The organism is Rufibacter ruber (assembly GCF_014138425.1).
GTDB lineage: Bacteria > Bacteroidota > Bacteroidia > Cytophagales > Hymenobacteraceae > Nibribacter > Nibribacter ruber_C.
In genome coordinates this window covers 61,798-78,952 of the sequence record NZ_JACJIQ010000001.1, presented here as the reverse complement: position 1 = coordinate 78,952, position 17,155 = coordinate 61,798, and the positions used below count along the sequence as shown (strand labels likewise).

Genomic DNA, 17,155 nt, shown 5'->3' with positions numbered 1-17,155 from the left:
ATGCAGACTGATCTTTTCCAAGACACTCCAGACACCGCCGTCGCCACCTCCATGGCCGCGGCGGTGATCACTGCGCCCAGGCAGGTTGAAATACAAGAAGTAGCCTTACCTGAGCCTACCGCCACGCAAGTGCGCATCAAGCTGGAAGGCTGCGGGCTGTGCGCCTCTAACATTCCCGTGTGGGAAGGCCGTGACTGGTTCACTTACCCCATCTCCGCCGGAAACCCGGGCCACGAAGGCTGGGGAATCATTGATGCCGTGGGCGAAGAAGTGAAAGAGCTGAAAGTAGGTGACCGTGTGGCGGCTCTTTCTTACAACTCTTACGCCGCCTATGACGTGGCCGAAGCTACTTCCGTGGTAAAATTGCCAGCCTCCTTGGCGGGTAAACCGTTCCCAGGTGAGCCGCTAGGCTGCGCCATGAACATCTTCAAGCGTTCCGACATCAAAGCGGGCCAGACCGTGGCCATTTTGGGCATCGGGTTTTTAGGCGCTTTACTCGTGCAATTAGCCAAAGAGGCGGGCGCCAGGGTTATTGCCATTTCCCAGCGTCCGTTCTCTCTGGACATTGCCCAGCAATGCGGTGCCGATGAAGTCATTGCCATGTACGACCACTACAAAATCATTGAGCAGGTAAAAGACCTCACCGGCGGCGTCTTCTGCGACCGCGTGATTGAGTGCACCGGCAAGGAGTGGCCCCTGAACCTAGCGGGTGAATTGTGTAAGGAGCGCGGCAGACTCATTATTGCCGGTTTCCACCAGGACGGCATGCGCCAGGTAAACATCCAACTCTGGAATTGGCGCGGCCTGGACGTCATCAACGCCCACGAGCGCGACCCGCAGATGTACCTTGACGGCATAAAAGAAGCCGTAGACGCCGTAGAAAGCGGCCGCCTGAAACCTGACCTACTCTACACCCACACCTTCCCGCTGGAAAATATGGAAGAGGCGTTTCAAGCCCTGACCAACCGCCCAGACGGATTCATGAAGGCGATTGTGACGATGTAATTGTCACGTATTCCGTCCCCCTTTGAAGAGGGTAGGGGGATGACAAGGCCGCTTAAAGCTTAATTAGCTCCGGCTATAAGCAATGGTTTGAAAATTGAAAGCGAGAACGCCAAACTCTGCAAGAGTAATCCTCCCCCTACCCCCTTCAAAGGGGGACGACCAACAACAAACACAAACCCGTTTTTGGCCTGTTTTTCCGAAAACAGGCCAAAAACGCAAAACACAACCATAACCCTTTACACTATGGCGGAAGAGACTGTACTAGAACCTACCCAGGCCGCAGCGGCCCCCACCGTTGCTCCTACTGATACCTTAAAACTCGGCTTTCTGGGCATCGGCTGGATTGGCCGTAACCGCATGGAAGCCATTGCCAATTCGGGCGTGGGCGAAGTAACCGCCGTGGCTGACCCTGCACCGCAAAACGTGGAGGAGGCCCAGAAAACCGCGCCTAACACCAAAATCTACCAAACCATCAATGAGCTTTTAACAGATGACATTGACGGAGTAGTCATCGCCACCCCCAGCGCCTTTCACCCCGAACAATCCATCATTGCGTTAGAGAGCGGCAAAGCAGTTTTCTGCCAGAAGCCGCTGGGCCGCTACGCCGAGGAAACCAAGCGCGTAGTAGAGGCCGCCCGCCAGGCCAATACCTTACTGGGCGTGGACCTTTCCTACCGCAGCACCGTGGCCATGCGCAAAGTCTATGAACTGGTAAAATCAGGGGAGCTAGGCGACATCTACGGCGTGGAGCTGGTCTTCCACAACGCCTATGGCCCCGACAAGGCCTGGTTCTATGACCCCAAACTGTCGGGCGGCGGCTGCGTGATTGACTTGGGCGTGCACTTAGTTGATTTAGCCCTCTGGACATTGGGTTTCCCCGAAGTAGAGAACGTGACCAGCAGCCTCTTCTCCAAAGGCAAACGCGTTACCCCCGCCGATGGCAAGGTGGAAGACTACGCCACCGCCAGCATTCACCTGGCTACGGGTCCGCACGTGCAGTTGAGCTGTTCCTGGAACTTGCCCGCGGGTCAGGAAGCCATCATCAGCGCTACCTTCTACGGCACCAATGGCGGCGCCTCGTTCAAGAACGTGAACGGTTCCTTCTATGATTTCGTGGCCGAGCGGTTCTGGGGCACCAAGACTGAAACGCTGGTTTCACCTCCAGACACCTGGGGCGGACGTGCCGCCGTAGAGTGGGCGCAACGCGTAGCCAACGGCGAGAAATTCAATGAAGAGGCAGAGCAGTTTGTAAAAGTAGCCACCGTTTTAGACCGCATCTATGGTAGATAAGCAGCACAGAACCGTTCTTATGACCACCGACACCGTAGGGGGCGTCTGGACGTACAGTCTGGAGCTCATCCGGGCTATGGCGCCGCACCACGTGCACTTTTACCTGGCCACCATGGGTGCCGCCATCACCCTGCAGCAACGGCAGGAACTGGCCGCCCTATCTAACGTGACGGTGTACGAAAGTGAATATCAGCTGGAGTGGATGGATTACCCCTGGGCCGATGTGGACGCGGCCGGCGAGTGGCTCCTGGAACTCAGCCGCGAGCTCAATCCAGACCTCATTCACCTCAACAACTTCTGCCACGGCCAACTGCCCTGGAACAAGCCCGTGCTCATGGTCATCCACTCGTGCGTGCAGACCTGGTGGCGCGCCGTGAAAAACGAAAAAGCCCCCGCCGGCCGTGACTATTACTTTGAGCGCGTGCGTGAAGGCCTGCATGCCGCCGATGTGGTAGTAGCCCCTACCCAAGCCATGCTCACCGAGGCCGAAGCCGTTTATGGCACGTTTTCGCAAAAACAGGTCATAAACAACGGCCGCGACCCACACGCCTTCCGCTTCGGGCGCAAAGAACCGTTCATCTTCAGCATGGGCCGCGTCTGGGACGAGGCTAAGAACATCGCCCTTCTCACCCAGGTGGCCGATGCCGTGGACTGGCCTATTTATATAGCTGGAGACGCTACCCACCCCGCCACCGGTGAAAACAAGCTCTTCAAGAACGTGCACTTCCTGGGCAAACTGTCCCAAAGGGAAATTTCTGATTGGCTTTCCCGCGCCTCTTTGTACGTGCTGCCTGCCAAATATGAGCCTTTCGGTTTGTCCATTCTGGAGGCTGCGTTTTCGGGCTGCGCCTTGGTGCTAGGCAAGATTGACAGCCTTAAGGAAGTCTGGGACCGCTCCGCAGAGTTCGTGGAAACAAACGATGTAGAAGGCCTCACCGCCATCCTCCAGAAACTGATTGATGACGAGTTCCTCCGCAACATCATGGCCTGCCGCGCCGTGAAAAAAGCCCAGGATTACACCACAGACCTCATGGCGCAAGAATACCTGCAAGCCTATGCAGATTTGCCCAAACGCGTGAAAGCCAAAAAAGCGAATCATGTAGAGACCTTGTAGTTGTAACGTAAGAACTGCACGCATTCCGTCCCCCTTTGGAGGGGGTAGGGGGAGGACAAGGACGGTTGAGGAACAGGTTATCTCTAGCGATGCAACAAAGGAAAATGTTTCTCGGGAAAGTAACTATCAACACGAGTAATCCTCCCCCTACCCCCTCCAAAGGGGGACCACCAGCAAAAGAAATTTGAGGCTGTGGCCTCAGGAAGTTGAAAACTTCCAGCCATTTTAGGTCCAAGTCCCAGACTTGAACCAGAATAAAAACTAGAAACCACGAGTCTTACATCTTGAGTCTTATGTCCCAAAAAACGCCTATGAAACTTGTCTTATTCTACCACTCCCTCCTATCAGACTGGAACCATGGCAACGCGCACTTCCTGCGCGGCGTGGTGACGGAACTGAAATCCAGAGGCCATGACGTGCAGGTCTATGAACCCAAAAGCGGCTGGAGCCTGAGCAACTTAATTGGCCATTACGGCGAGCAAAAACTGGAGGAACTGCAACAGTATTATCCGGGTCTGGAAACTAATTTTTATGAGCTGGATTCGCTTAATTTAGACGAAGTTCTGGCGGGTGCCGATTTGGTGCTCATGCACGAGTGGAACGACCATGAATTGGTACGCCGAGTAGGTGAACACAGAACGCAGAACAATTACCGCCTGCTTTTCCATGACACCCACCACCGTGCCGTAACCGAACGCGAAAGCATGGCCGCCTATGACCTCTCCAACTATGACGGGGTATTGGCCTTCGGCGAAGTCATCAAAGAATTGTACCTCAAAGAAGGCTGGACCCAAAAAGCCTGGACTTGGCACGAGGCCGCCGATACCCGCGTTTTTTACCCCCACACCAAAGATTCCTTTGACGGCGACCTGGTCTGGATTGGCAACTGGGGCGACGAAGAGCGTACCGCTGAATTGCACGAATTCCTCTTAAATCCAGTGAAAGAACTCGGCCTGAAGGCCAAAGTGTATGGTGTACGTTACCCAGACCATGCCATTAAATCCTTAGCCGAAGCCGGCATTGAGTATGGTGAGTGGCTGCCCAATTACAAAGCGCCCGAGGTATTTGCCAGGTACAAAGTAACGGTGCACGTGCCGCGCAGACCGTACGTAGAGGCGCTGCCAGGCATTCCTACCATTCGTCCGTTTGAGGCCATGGCCTGCGGTATTCCGCTCATTTCAGCGCCGTGGGAAGACGCTGAGAACCTGTTCACCCCGGGTAAAGATTTCCTGGTGGCCCGCAACGGCGAAGAAATGAAACAGCACCTGCAAACCGTGCTCACCGACCAACGCCGCGCCATGGACTTAATGTGCAACGGCCTGCGCGTCATCAACCGCCGCCATTCCTGCGCCCACCGCGTCAATGAACTGGAAGCCATCTGCGCAGAACTGGGCATTGCCCCCTCTAAAATTTCCTCCACGTCTAACTCCCCCGTAGCATATGCAGAATAAAAAGCTCAACATCGCCTTCTTCGGATCAAGTTTAGTATCAGCGTACTGGAACGGGGCCGCCACCTATTACCGTGGTATCGTGCGGGCCCTGCATGCCCGCGGCCATCAGGTTACTTTCTATGAGCCAGATGCCTACCAGCGCCAGGAAAACCGCGACATCCCAGACCCCGAGTACGCCAAAGTCGTGGTGTACCAAGCCACCGAGGAAGCAGTTTATAATGCCTTGGAAGACGCGGCTACCGCCGATGTGGTAGTGAAAGCCAGCGGCGTAGGCGTGTTTGACGAACTGCTGGAGGCCGAGGTGCTGAAACTGCAAAGCAAAGACCGCCTCGTGATTTTCTGGGACGTGGACGCCCCCGCTACCCTGGACCGCGTGGAAAGCGACCCCGCCGATCCGTTCCGCCCCTGCATTCCGCAGTATGACTTAATTCTGACCTACGGCGGCGGCGACCCTGTGGTAAACGCCTACACCAAGCTAGGAGCGAAGAAATGCGTGCCCATCTACAACGCCCTGGACACCGCCACGCATTATCCCGTTTCACCAGAAGCGAAGTTTGCCTGCGACCTCGCGTTCCTAGGCAACCGCCTACCCGACCGCGAAGCCCGCGTAGAGCAGTTCTTCTTAGATGTGGCCGCTAAACTACCCGAGCAGAAATTCATCATAGGAGGCAGCGGCTGGGGCGATAAACCTATGAGTGCCAACGTAAACTACATCGGGCACGTGTACACCAACGAGCACAATGCCTTCAACTGCACCCCCAAAGCCGTCCTGAACATCAGCCGCGAGAGCATGGCCCGCTACGGCTTCTCCCCCGCTACCCGCGTGTTTGAGGCCGCCGGAGCCGGTGCCTGCCTCATCACTGATTATTGGGAAGGCATTGACTTCTTCTTTGAGCCAGACACAGAGATTCTGGTAGCCAAAGACGGCGAGGAAGTAGCCAAGTTGCTGCAAGGCTTAACTCCGGAACGCGCCAAAGCCATCGGGGAAGCCGCCTACAAAAAAGTACTGGCTAAGCACACCTACGGGCACCGTGCCGATGAACTGGAGCAACTGCTCTTGACCACCCCACGCACCACTGCCAAATCTTCGGCCGCTGATGCGCTGGTGTCTTAAATGAGTTTCCGTTTTGGGGCTGTTTTTCAGAAAACAGCCCCAAAACAATAACTAGATATACCTACTTCTGGCGCAAGCGTCCGCTTGTGCCAACGCATAGCAGATTCAAAATGCGTGCGGACACAAGCGGACGCTTGCGCCAGGAAAATTGTTAGCCGCTTCTACTATTGCTGTTCGGGATTTGCAATCCCGAACCACTCTGTCGCGGATTTATCAATCCTCCGTGAACCACGAGCAGAATTGGCAGGCATGGGGATTCCAAACCCCCGACAGAGGGCTTTCGGATTGAGAAATCCGAAAGAGTAAAAAAGAAAAAAGTCTAGCATCTAACATCCAGATACTAACATCTCATCACCATGAGTCAAATAAAACCACTGAACATCGTCATTCTGGGTTTGTCCATCACCTCCAGCTGGGGGAACGGGCACGCTACTACCTTTAGAGGGCTAGTGCGCGAGTTGCGGAACCGTGGCCACCACATCTTGTTCTTGGAGCGCGATGTGCCGTGGTACGCCTCTAACCGCGATTTACCCAATCCTGAATACTGCCAACTGGAGCTATACCAATCCTTAGAGGATTTGCAGGCCCGCTTCACGGAGCAGGTGCGCGACGCTGATTTCGTGATGGTGGGGTCTTACGTGCCCGAGGGGGTGGCCGTGGGTGAATGGGCCATCAACACCGCGCAGGGCGTGACGGGCTTCTATGACATAGACACACCCGTGACCCTGGCCAAACTGGCCCGCGAAGATTACGAGTACCTGCACCCGCGCCTCATCCCGATGTACGACCTATACCTCTCGTTCACGGGCGGGCCCACGCTGGAGAAGCTGGAGAAAGAATTCGGGTCGCCCATGGCGCGGCCACTGTACTGCTCTTTTGACCCGGAGCTGTACTTTCCCGAACCCAACGAGGAGAAAGTATGGGACCTGGGTTACCTGGGCACCTACTCAGATGACCGCCAGCCGCCGCTGGAGAAACTTATGCTGGATGCCGCCCGCGAGTGGCCGCTGGGCAGTTTTGTGGTGGCCGGTCCGCAGTACCCAGATACCATCCAGTGGCCTGAGAACTGCGAGTACATCCACCACCTTCCGCCCGCTGAGCACCGTCAATTCTACAACCGCCAGCGCTTCACCCAGAACATTACCCGCGCCGATATGATCAAGGCCGGTTACTCGCCCAGCGTGCGTCTCTTTGAAGCCGCCGCCTGCGGTACCCCCATCATCTCCGACTACTGGGACGGGCTGGATGAAATATTTGAGTTCGGGAAAGAGATTCTGGTCTCCTACTCCGCTGAAGACACCCTAGGCTTCCTGATAGATTTACCCGAGGAAGAACGCCTCGCCATTGGCGAACGCGCCCGCCAGAAAGTACTTACCCAACACACCGCCGCCCACCGCGCGCAGGAGCTGGAAAACTATGTATTGGGAGTCCTGAGTTCTGAGTCTAGCGTTCTAAGTGCCAATGAGGAAGTGGAGCTGGGGAGTTGATTGTAGTTGAACGTATTTGTGATTTCCGTTTTCGGCCTGTTTTTCTCAAAACAGGCCGAAAACAGGACCCGCTCCTACTTCTTCACGGCGCCGGCCGTTTTTAAATGCTGGGCGGCCTCCAGAAAAGTGGTTGTCCAGATCTCTTTTTCGTGCTGTTTCAGAAACTGCGCCAACTGGCGGTGCGCCTCATTGGAGACGTTGAGGCCATGGCCGCCGCCTACACCGTGGAACAGGAACACAATCAGACTATTGCTCTGCATGGCCTTTTTCACCAGGTCAATCAGCTCTTGGCCGGTTTGGCCGTTGCCGCTGTAGCAGCCAATGGTGTAGAGGTCTCTGGGTGCAAAGGGCACCAGCTCATTGTGCACGCCACGGGCCGCTACAAACTCGCCCTTCATTTGATCCAGATAAGAAACACCGTTGAGTTTGGCATCGCCGCAGGGGTAGGCAAAGGTGCGTTCTTTTTTGCCGTCAATAGCTTCCAGCACGGTGTTGGTCATGCGCAGCTCATCTATAAGCCGCCGCATGGAGTATTTAGACAGATCATACTCAGACACGAAGTTGCGGCCGGGCAGGCTGCCGTCACAGGGGTGGAAAAGGGTGTGGTTGGCCAATTCGTGCTGGTTGGCGGCTACCTTCTTCCACTCGGGCAGGCGCTGGGTAAAGGCACGGGCCCCGGCGGTGAGGTAGAAGGTTCCTTTCAGGTGGAGCGAGTCCAGCACCGGAATCACGTTGTCCAGGTGCACGTCTAAGGCGTCATCATACGTAAGCACCACGGCACATTTTTTCTGGTTCCAATGCTGGGCCTCCGCCACAGAAAGGCTCAAACAGCAAAACAGGAACAGAAGGGTTTTTCTAAAGATCATCTGGGGTGGATAAGTGACCATACAACAATCAAGCGCCGGCCCTTGCGGTACAAAGCCTGAAATTACTACCCAATATACAGGATTTTCTAATTACCGGGGAGTGATTCTGCTCCGGAACCGGTCATGCTACCAGGCATCAGACTTGTTCAATCTGGCTTTGGGGGCAAGCACTCCATCTTCATTCCCCAACCACCCCTAGGGGCAACCGGTATCCAGCGGTAAGCCAGATACCCATAGAAAAAGATAAAGGCAATGATCTGCTTTAAGTGCCGGTACATTATTTCTTTAGCAGCAGGGCACGTTCTGTTTTCGGCCTGTTTTTGGAAAAACAGGCCGAAAACAGAACATATCCATTTTCTATCTTAGCCCGCTTTATCGCTTCAGGTAGACCTCAAAGGTGCTCCCCTCCTGCACCTTGCTTTGCACAGTGACTTTCCCGCCTAAAGCTTCTGCCTGGGTCTTGACCAGGAACAGCCCCACTCCCCTACCTTCAATATGGCTGTGGAACCGGTTATAGAGCCCGAAGAGCTTTTTCCCCTGCTTTTCCACATCAAACCCAAGGCCGTTGTCTTTGACCGTAAGCACCACATAGTCCCCCTGCAGGCGGGTGCTTATCTCAATGAGCGTCTCCTGGCCGGGTTGCCGGTATTTAATGGCGTTGGTAATCAGGTTATGCAGAATGCTGTACAGATAGCTCCCCACCGTGTAAATAGAGGGCGCCTCCTGGAAATTCATTTGCAGCTTTACCCGGTGCCTGGCCAACTCTAACTGCAACGGCTCCAGTACTTTTTCTACCTTCTCCCTAAAATTGATAGATTCCTTGATGCCGCCAATACTCCCCCTGATGGAAAGGATCTGGTTCAGGTCCCGGATAACCGTATCCAGGTTTTGGGCAGCGGTCCGCATTTTTTCGTTGATGGCCGCTCTGGTTTGCTCCGTCAGATTTGGGTGTTGGAACATCTCTGTCAGCCCCATGATGTTAGCCACCGGGGCCCGGAGGTTATGCGACACAATGTGCGTGAACTGCTGGAGGGCGTTGTTTCTGCCTTGCAGTTCCTCAATCAAATTCTCGCGCTCAATCTCGTAGCGTTTGCGGGTAGAGATATCCTGCATAGAGCCTATGACCCTGATGGACCGGTGGTTTTTGTCGCGCAGGATCCTGGCGTGGTCTGCCACCTGACTTATTTGGCCGTCGGCTTTCCGGAACCGGTATTCGGCTTGCCAATGGAAAACGTCTGGGCTCTCCAGGGCCAGATTAAAAGATGCCGTAATTTTCTCCCTGTCCTCAGGATGCAGGTTTTCTACCCAGACACTCTCAGAATTTTTTAGGGTTGCCCTGTTAAAGCCGAAGATCTTCTCAAAGCCTTCTCCCCAGTAAACCTTTTTGTACACCCGGTCAATATCATAAATGGCCTCACTGGTGGCAGATGCGGCCAGGTCATAGCGTTCATTGCTCAACTTCAGCTCAGCCTCTGTGAGTTTGTTTTCAATGATCAGCTGCAGCAGGTCCCGTGCTTTCTCAATGGCGTTCAGCTCTTCAGCAGACGGCTCACGCACCTGGCGGTGGTAAATGGCAAACGTACCCAGCACCCGGTGGTTGTAGCCGAAAATAGGCAAGGACCAGCAGGATTTAAGGCCGTTCTGCAGCGCCGCCTCCCGGTAATCTACCCAGAGCGGGTCCTGCTCCAGGTCACTCACAATCACTCTTTCCTTCTGGTACGCCGCGGTACCGCAGGAACCTACCGTGGGGCCAATCTTCACCCCTTCTATGGCATCTAAATAAGCTTTAGGCAAACTGGGCGAGGCCAGGTTAAACAGCTGCCCATTCTCCAGGTACAGCACACTGGTCAGCATGTCTGCCCTCTGCTCTTCAAGCCCCACCAGATAATGGTTCACCACCTCTTCCAGGGTACTTCCGGCGGTGGCATTCAGTTCCAGTACCCGTTTGCCTAATGCCTCCTGCTCTTCTATCTGCTTCTGACTGGTAATGTCGTTCAGGTACACAGACAACCCTTCTTCTGAGGGGTAAGCTTTCACCGCCAGCCAGACTTTCAGGGACTGGTGGTACAATTCATAGCAGATGGCTTCGCCAGATTTTATGGCTTTGTAAAACTCAGGGAAACTTTGCCCCAGCACTTCTTTGGGAAAGTAAGACCAGAAGCTCTTTCCTATGATTTCTTCACTCTTTACCTGCACAAGCCGTTCAAACTCGCTGTTGGCGTAGGTAAAGCACCAGTTTTCGTCTAAGGCAAAAAAAGCGTCTGTAATACTCTCCAGAATGATTTTTTGCCGGGCCGCCTGCCTCTGAATGGTTTCATAGGCTCTCACAATGGGGGTGATGTCTTTGGCAATACTGAACACCCCCTCTACCTTTCCGTCTACTAGTATGGGAAACTTAGTGATGTCCATAACCTTTGCGCCTTTGCCTGAAAATGGGATTTCCAGGTCAAACCGAACGGTACTGCCCAGCAGCGCCTGCTCAAAGTACCGGCTACAGATATCTACCACACTGGCTGGCAAAAAGTCTGTAAAAGGCTGGTGGAGCATAGCAGAAGCCGGCAAGCCGGAAATAGCTAGCTGGGCCTGGTTCACATCTGTCACCAACCCGTTTACGTCTTCCAGCAAAATGGCATCTGGGTTGTTGTTGAACAGGCATTTGTATAACTGCTCGCTCTGCCTGAGCCGCTGCTGAGACAGTTTGCGCTCGGTTACATCCCGCGAGTTGACCACAAGCCCCTGCACCGCCGGGTTCAGCAGCTGGTTGCTTGCCATTGACTCCAGCCATTTCCACTCCCCGCTGGCGTTCCTGTACCTGAACTCAGAGGCGGTCACTATGTCTTTGCCCTGCAGCTCCACAAGTTTTTCCTGAATGGCCGGCGCATCACCGGGATGAATGAACTCCAGTACGTTTTTCCCGATCAGGTACTCTGCCGGGTAGCCCATTATTCTCACGTAGCTGCCCCCTACAAAAACGTAGTTCCCTTCCCGGTCTAAGACCACCATCATATCAGAGCTGTTCTCTACCAGCGCCTCAAAAAATGCTTCCTTTTCTTTTTCTTTTGCCTGGGCTTGCTTGAGCTGCGTGGCATCACGGGCCACACAGAACATGGTATTGTCTTCTTCAGACCAGTAAGCAGACCAGAATAAAGGAACCTCTTTGCCAGTCTTATGAAGGTAGCGGTTCTCAAAACCCGTAACATTGGCCCCTTTCAGAATAGTTTTGGCTATGGCTAACGTCTTTTCCCGGTCTTTAGGAACCACTAATTGCAGATACGAGGCACCAATTAATTCTTCCTGCCCATACCCCAATATACTTTTGCTGGCGTCACTCACCTGCACAAACTTTCCTTCTGCGTTGACTACACAGATCATGTCCAATGAATACCGCATCAGCTTCTCCAGGAGCCCCTCCCGGCTTACATTATTCATATCCAATTCATAATACCAACCTCACTATTATTTAATTTTCAGCTTACCAGAGTCAACTATATCAACTCCATGCGTTAGTCAGTATAAAATTAGTAAACAAACCTTTATCCCCGAATAATATTTTCCTTTAAAATGCAAATAATCATCCCTTAAACGCCTTTCCCGCCATACATCAGAATAATACAATCTATCCTGTTAACAGGCCGCAGTTCAGCAGATGCCCCTCCACAGCCTAGTATGGGGGCCGCATCCAGTTTCTGAGGCCACTCCTAACTGGTCTGCACCGTTTTTTAGGTTTAGTAAAAAGAGCTGTTCCCGGGTTCCCCAAAGAAGCAGGAAGAAGACACATATAACTTTTGCTATCCCTTTCTGCGTACAAGCGTTTGAACATTTCTCAACCTCAAACGCACCTTCATGAGCCTGACACAGGAAATTGCCAACCTTGGCCCCTGGTTCCATAACCTGCACCTACCAGACGGTACCCAAACCGCCCCCAACCATACCTTAGGAGATTTCCCGGCCTTTAAGTGGCAACAGATAGAAAGCTACCTCCCGAAGGACCTGAGCGGTTGGCGCGTCTTAGACGTGGGCTGCAACGCGGGTTTCTACACCATGGAGCTGGCCCGGCGCGGCGCCTCAGTACTGGGCATTGATGTTGACCCGCACTACCTGCGCCAGGCCCAGTGGGTGGCCGGGCAGTTTGGGTTGGAGGACCAGGTAGAGTTCAGGCAGATGCAGGTCTATGACGTGGCGCACCTGCAGGAGAAGTTTGACCTGATCTGGTACATGGGCGTGTTGTACCACCTGCGCTATCCGCTGCTTTCCCTGGACATCCTGTCCCAGAAAATGACGCGGTTGATGGTGTTTCAGACGTTGACCATGCCGGGCGAAGAAGTGACCCCACTGCCCGAAGACATTGACTTTCACGGCCGTGACATTATGCTGGAGAACGGCTACCCCAAGATGGCGTTCATTGAGCACAAACTGGCCGGAGATGTCACCAACTGGTGGGCCCCCAACCACGCCTGCATAGAGGCCATGCTCCGCTCCTGCGGCCTCAAGGTCACCCAGAAACCAGGCCATGAGGTGTATCTCTGTGAGCCAGACGCCCACAGCCAGAGCAGCCACTTCGGGTGGAACAACTCAGAATTGCTTTCGGCCACCGGCCAGGCGTGGCAAGAGGCCGTGGCCGCCAAGGTAGGAGACAAGAACCGCACCCTTACCCAATAACCTACCAGTGCGGCAGTTGCGCCTTTAGGCCCTGTACTTTCTTAACAAACAGGTAATGTCTGTTTTTGGCCTGTTTTCTGGAAAATAGCCCGAAAACAGACATCTTTGCTTTTCACTATTTTTAAACCAATGTCTAGTCTGCGCCCCTGGCGATTGCTTCGCTCCCAGATTGCCTTTAAGCACAAATGGTACACCTTGCGCCGTGATGAGGTGGAACTGTCTAACGGCCACCGCCTGGATGATTATTTTGTAAGTGAGCGGCCAGACGGCGCGTATGTCTTTCCGGTGACAGAGCAGCACGAGGTGCTGTTTGTGCGCCAGTACAAGCATGCCGCCGGCCAGGTGTTTCTGGAGCTGCCCGCCGGCTCTTTTTTCCCGGACCAGGAAGACGCCCAGAACGCCGCCACCCGCGAGCTGCTGGAGGAAACAGGTGCGGTGCTCACCCAGGAGCTGGTTCAGCTGGGCGTTCTCTATGACAACCCCGCCAAAGACACCAGCCGCATTCACCTGTTCCTGGCCCAGAACGTGCGGGTAGAGCAGCCCCAGAAACTGGATTTGACCGAGGAGATTGAAGTGGTGCGGGTGCCTTTGCCCCAGGTGCTGCCGCTGGTCATGCAGGGCAAGGTCTGCGTCTCCGGCTCAGTAGCCCTCTGTTTCCTGGCCTTGCAGAAGCTGGGGATGGCGTAAATGCCCGGTGGGCGAAGGGTTGTACAATAAAAAGTTTTGTTGAAACTCAACTTCGGCCGTTGAACGTAGTATAGGGGTAACAGATAGCGCGGCCACTCCCTGAAAGTAGCGCAACCGCTTTCTTAGAAATTGAACCCATCCCCACCATACACCAAGATGTTCCATGGCCGAGGCACCAGAGGAAAAGCGTACTCCTGAGCAAAAAGAGAAGAAACCTAAAAAGTCAAGGAGAGGGGTGGAAACCCTTTTCAGAATCACGGCGGCCAACCAGATGCGCCTCAGTGACATGGCAGACAACAAGGCCCATATCCTGCTGACCATCAACTCCATTATAGTGTCTGTGCTGCTGTCTGTGCTGTTCAGAAAACTGGAGGAAGAGCCAGAACTGTTGATTCCCAGCATTCTCTTTTTAACCACCTCTCTGGTTACCATTGTCATGGCCATACTGGTCACCATGCCCAGAATCAGGAAGAACAACCCCACGCCGCCCGCCCCGGCAGGCAGCAAGGTCAACCTTCTCTTTTTCGGTGATTTTTACAGTATGAGCCTGCTGGAGTATGAAAAGGAGTTCACCAGTCTCATGGAAGATTCACCCGCCATGTATAGCAGCATGATCAAAGACAATTACCACCTGGGGGTGGTGCTGCAGAAGAAATACACCAGCCTGCGGGTGGCATACCTGTTCTTCATGATAGGCTTTATTGTTTCGGCCCTCTCATTTGTGGTGACCCAGATTACCTGACCCTGGGCACACCGGTTGCCTGGCGGCAGAGCAGCCCGCAGACGCACGCCTGTTTCCGGGCTTTTTTTGGAAAACAGCCCGGAAACAGAAAGGTACCTTCGGTTGAAAATCAGGAAGATGTCAGTTTTTTTTTAGTCTCTGGCGCAAACGTATGCTGGTGCCTTTACAGGACAGAAAGCTTCTGTTTCCGGGCTGTTTTTGGGAAAGCAGCCCCAAACTGTGGGCCCAAGCCCATGCCTGCGCCAGCCAAGGCCCTCTACGTGCAGAAAACGGAAAACTTTAATCAGGGTCTGTCCGGCCCTTTGCCAACCGCCCAGCAGCCAAGAATAAATACGGATTTTTAGAACGCTATTTTCAGTAGTTATTCCCCATCTCGGCACCAGCTTCTTGCGTTTTATAGAGCCACTACGCGCCATGAACAGACTCTATAAAAGGTTTTACCAGGTATTTCTTTCCGTCTCCAGCAGCATTGCCCTGTGGCCTACGGTCATTGCGGCTCTGTTTCTACTGTTAGGCTTCTTCACTTTTTATTTTGAGCGAACGCCCGCAGGAATTTACCTGGAGAAACAACTGGGGTTCATCAACAGTGAGCCTGAAAACGCCCGCCTCATTTTGAACACCGTTGTCTCAGGGATTATTTCGCTGCTGGTGTTCAGTTTTTCAATGGTGATGATTGTGCTGGGGCAGGCTACCTCCCACCTTTCACCGCGCGTAATCCCAGGGCTTATCTCCCAGAAAACAAACCAGATGGTGTTGGGCATATACGTAGGCACCATCTTGTATACCCTTATCCTGATCCTCAGCTTCAAACCCGGCGAAGAAAACACCAGTGTGCCTGTTCTGGGCGTTTTGCTCACGGTTTTGTTTGGTATCACCTGCGTGAGCCTTTTTGTCTACTTCATCCACACCATCTCCCGCGCCATTAAGCCAGACACTATCCTGACCCGCATCTACAAAGCCAGCCAGGCGGCCTTGAGAAAAGAGGTACAAGGCACCAGTGAAAACCAGGCCCTGCGCTCAGCCATGAACACAGAGAAATGGTTTGAGCTCCCCAGCAAGGAAGGCGGCTACCTGCGGCAGATAGAAATTGAGAACCTGAACCGCATTGCCAAACGGGAAGACCTGATGATTGAGATTCCTGTCTCTATTGGCAAATTCATTGTGCCCGGCTTACCGTTTTTACGCCTGAACAAAGACATACGGGAGAATGAATCACTGCATGACGCCATTCAGGACTGTTTTATTTTTTCGTTGGAGGAAGTGTTGGTATTTAGTTTTGAGACGGGGCTTAGGCAAATCTCAGAGGTGGCGGTCAAGGCCCTGAGCCCGGGTATCAATGACCCCGGCACGGCACTGAGCGCCATTGATTTTCTCACGTTGCTTTTCCTGCAGCGCATGGAAGCCATTGCCCCCAACTGTCTCCTGGATGAGCACCAGCAGGTGCGTATCATCAAGCACCCTACCCCGCTGCAAGACCTGCTCTACCGTTTCCTCACCCCTATCAGAACCTATGGCAAAGCAGATGTGATGGTGATGCGCAAACTGCTTCTGTGCCTGAACCACCTGCTGTACGCCGACCTCCAAAATCAGGCCCATACCATAGTGCTGTCTGAACAAATCAAAGTGATCAGGGATGATGCCGACCAGAGCCTCCAAAACCCGAAAGACCGGGACCAGATTGACCTGGTGTTGCAGGACCTTAATCAGCATTTCCACACCTCTGCAGATAAAATCACGCTGTTATCTGGCACTCCGGCCCACGCATAAACCCCTCCTTTACAGAAGCAGAAAACCCAGCACCGCTACAGAAACACCTGCACCAGCTGCTCCCATTCTTGCTGTAACGTGTTTGCCGGGCGCTTTTTCCCGGCACGGCGGTACCAGTAATCTGCGTTCCAGAGGTCGCCTTCCTGGCGGTGCAGATACGCGTGAATCCAGGCGGCATTCGCATCAGGCAGGTCCTGGATCAATTCATGGGCACGCTCCCAGTTCCCCTGCGCATCATGCCACAGTGCCTGCAGATACACAGACGCCCCTGCAGGTGGCATAGGTTCTGACAGACTCTCCTGGAAGGCTACAAATTCCATGATAGCATTTATTGGGCAGAGTTTTCCCGGCCGCCCTCCCCCTCCTGAAACCAGCTGGCGTACATCACATAGTTATCGGCGGTTTTGGCCATGCCGGCAATTTGTTCGGGCGTTAAGGCTTTCACTTTCTTGGCCGGCACACCCGCGTAGATATGGCCGCGCTCGCAGACGGTGTTTTCCAGCACCACCGCCCCGGCCGCTATGATGCAATGCTCCTGCACCACCGCGTTGTCCATGACAATGGCGCCCATGCCAATCAACACGTTGTCCTGCACCGTGCAGCCGTGTACCAGCGCGTTATGCCCAATGCTCACGTTATGGCCAATGGTGGTGGGCGCTTTCTGGTAGGTGCAGTGAATGATGGCCCCGTCCTGAATATTAGTCTTGTTCCCGATTCTGATGCTGTGCACATCTCCCCTGATGACCGCGTTAAACCAGACGGTACATTGGTCGCCCAAGACTACATCGCCCACAATGGTGGCGTTGGGGGCCATAAAACAATCTTGGCCAATGGTGGGGTGAATCCCCTTTACAGGAAGCAGCAGCGGCATAATTATAATTGGGAATTTAGAATTAGGAATGAACCAAAGTTAGCAAGTGTAGCGGAGAAGTAATTCAGGAATAACCCTGTTTTTGACCTGATTTTCAGAAAA

General features: G+C 53.8%; 14 protein-coding genes. 10 read left to right on the top strand and 4 right to left on the bottom strand.

What is annotated here, in order from left to right; translation table 11 throughout:
• The 6 genes from FHS90_RS00310 to FHS90_RS00285 all read left to right on the top strand — a co-directional run bounded on the left by FHS90_RS00310 (position 1) and on the right by FHS90_RS00285 (position 7,461).
• Complete coding sequence (locus tag FHS90_RS00310) at positions 1-1,005, top strand: MDR/zinc-dependent alcohol dehydrogenase-like family protein (protein ID WP_220482953.1); 1,005 nt, start codon at positions 1-3, stop codon at positions 1,003-1,005.
• A gap of 243 nt (positions 1,006-1,248) precedes the next feature.
• The gene (locus FHS90_RS00305) at positions 1,249-2,295 is read left to right on the top strand and encodes a Gfo/Idh/MocA family protein (RefSeq protein ID WP_182511148.1); all 1,047 of its coding nucleotides are present in this window, start codon (positions 1,249-1,251) and stop codon (positions 2,293-2,295) included.
• A 19-nt stretch (positions 2,296-2,314) separates the two neighbouring features.
• Complete coding sequence (locus FHS90_RS00300) at positions 2,315-3,409, top strand: glycosyltransferase (RefSeq protein WP_182511147.1); 1,095 nt, start codon at positions 2,315-2,317, stop codon at positions 3,407-3,409.
• Between the two features lie 311 nt (positions 3,410-3,720).
• Entirely contained in the window at positions 3,721-4,860 is a 1,140-nt protein-coding gene (locus FHS90_RS00295) for a CgeB family protein (protein ID WP_182511146.1), read from the top strand.
• The gene (locus FHS90_RS00290; RefSeq protein ID WP_182511145.1) at positions 4,850-5,974 is read left to right on the top strand and encodes a CgeB family protein; all 1,125 of its coding nucleotides are present in this window, start codon (positions 4,850-4,852) and stop codon (positions 5,972-5,974) included. Before FHS90_RS00295 ends, FHS90_RS00290 begins: the two co-directional genes overlap by 11 nt.
• A gap of 356 nt (positions 5,975-6,330) precedes the next feature.
• Positions 6,331-7,461 carry a CgeB family protein gene (locus tag FHS90_RS00285; RefSeq protein WP_182511144.1) on the top strand — a complete coding sequence of 377 codons (1,131 nt, stop codon included), beginning with the start codon at positions 6,331-6,333 and terminating at the stop codon, positions 7,459-7,461.
• A 74-nt stretch (positions 7,462-7,535) separates the two neighbouring features.
• Here FHS90_RS00285 and FHS90_RS00280 read toward each other — a convergent pair whose 3' ends face one another.
• Entirely contained in the window at positions 7,536-8,327 is a 792-nt protein-coding gene (locus FHS90_RS00280) for a polysaccharide deacetylase family protein (RefSeq protein WP_066836180.1), read from the bottom strand.
• Positions 8,328-8,699: 372 nt separating this feature from the next.
• Positions 8,700-11,756, bottom strand: coding sequence for a PAS domain-containing sensor histidine kinase (locus tag FHS90_RS00275; protein ID WP_182511143.1), 3,057 nt, complete (start codon positions 11,754-11,756; stop codon positions 8,700-8,702).
• Positions 11,757-12,170: 414 nt separating this feature from the next.
• On the opposite strand from FHS90_RS00275, the gene FHS90_RS00270 reads away from it, so the two are divergent.
• From FHS90_RS00270 to FHS90_RS00255, 4 genes are all read left to right on the top strand, one after another.
• Positions 12,171-12,986, top strand: a complete 816-nt coding sequence (locus FHS90_RS00270; RefSeq protein ID WP_182511142.1) for a TIGR04290 family methyltransferase — start codon at positions 12,171-12,173, stop codon at positions 12,984-12,986.
• Positions 12,987-13,115: 129 nt separating this feature from the next.
• Positions 13,116-13,673, top strand: coding sequence for an NUDIX hydrolase (locus FHS90_RS00265; RefSeq protein WP_182511141.1), 558 nt, complete (start codon positions 13,116-13,118; stop codon positions 13,671-13,673).
• A 163-nt stretch (positions 13,674-13,836) separates the two neighbouring features.
• On the top strand, positions 13,837-14,415 hold the full coding sequence (locus FHS90_RS00260) for a Pycsar system effector family protein (protein WP_066838373.1): 579 nt from the start codon (positions 13,837-13,839) through the stop codon (positions 14,413-14,415).
• Between the two features lie 414 nt (positions 14,416-14,829).
• Positions 14,830-16,182 carry a DUF2254 domain-containing protein gene (locus tag FHS90_RS00255; RefSeq protein WP_182511140.1) on the top strand — a complete coding sequence of 451 codons (1,353 nt, stop codon included), beginning with the start codon at positions 14,830-14,832 and terminating at the stop codon, positions 16,180-16,182.
• Between the two features lie 35 nt (positions 16,183-16,217).
• Here the strand turns inward: FHS90_RS00255 and FHS90_RS00250 are convergent, their stop codons facing one another.
• Complete coding sequence (locus tag FHS90_RS00250; protein WP_066838364.1) at positions 16,218-16,502, bottom strand: hypothetical protein; 285 nt, start codon at positions 16,500-16,502, stop codon at positions 16,218-16,220.
• Positions 16,503-16,510: 8 nt separating this feature from the next.
• On the bottom strand, positions 16,511-17,053 hold the full coding sequence (locus FHS90_RS00245; protein ID WP_182511139.1) for a gamma carbonic anhydrase family protein: 543 nt from the start codon (positions 17,051-17,053) through the stop codon (positions 16,511-16,513).
• Positions 17,054-17,155 lie beyond the last annotated feature (102 nt).

Coding starts and splice junctions, on each gene's coding strand:
- FHS90_RS00310 (WP_220482953.1), top strand. CDS start 1: ATGCAGACTGATCTTTTCCAAGACACTCCAGACACCGCCGTCGCCACC.
- FHS90_RS00305 (WP_182511148.1), top strand. CDS start 1,249: ATGGCGGAAGAGACTGTACTAGAACCTACCCAGGCCGCAGCGGCCCCC.
- FHS90_RS00300 (WP_182511147.1), top strand. CDS start 2,315: ATGACCACCGACACCGTAGGGGGCGTCTGGACGTACAGTCTGGAGCTC.
- FHS90_RS00295 (WP_182511146.1), top strand. CDS start 3,721: ATGAAACTTGTCTTATTCTACCACTCCCTCCTATCAGACTGGAACCAT.
- FHS90_RS00290 (WP_182511145.1), top strand. CDS start 4,850: ATGCAGAATAAAAAGCTCAACATCGCCTTCTTCGGATCAAGTTTAGTA.
- FHS90_RS00285 (WP_182511144.1), top strand. CDS start 6,331: ATGAGTCAAATAAAACCACTGAACATCGTCATTCTGGGTTTGTCCATC.
- FHS90_RS00280 (WP_066836180.1), bottom strand. CDS start 8,327: ATGATCTTTAGAAAAACCCTTCTGTTCCTGTTTTGCTGTTTGAGCCTT.
- FHS90_RS00275 (WP_182511143.1), bottom strand. CDS start 11,756: ATGAATAATGTAAGCCGGGAGGGGCTCCTGGAGAAGCTGATGCGGTAT.
- FHS90_RS00270 (WP_182511142.1), top strand. CDS start 12,171: ATGAGCCTGACACAGGAAATTGCCAACCTTGGCCCCTGGTTCCATAAC.
- FHS90_RS00265 (WP_182511141.1), top strand. CDS start 13,116: ATGTCTAGTCTGCGCCCCTGGCGATTGCTTCGCTCCCAGATTGCCTTT.
- FHS90_RS00260 (WP_066838373.1), top strand. CDS start 13,837: ATGGCCGAGGCACCAGAGGAAAAGCGTACTCCTGAGCAAAAAGAGAAG.
- FHS90_RS00255 (WP_182511140.1), top strand. CDS start 14,830: ATGAACAGACTCTATAAAAGGTTTTACCAGGTATTTCTTTCCGTCTCC.
- FHS90_RS00250 (WP_066838364.1), bottom strand. CDS start 16,502: ATGGAATTTGTAGCCTTCCAGGAGAGTCTGTCAGAACCTATGCCACCT.
- FHS90_RS00245 (WP_182511139.1), bottom strand. CDS start 17,053: ATGCCGCTGCTGCTTCCTGTAAAGGGGATTCACCCCACCATTGGCCAA.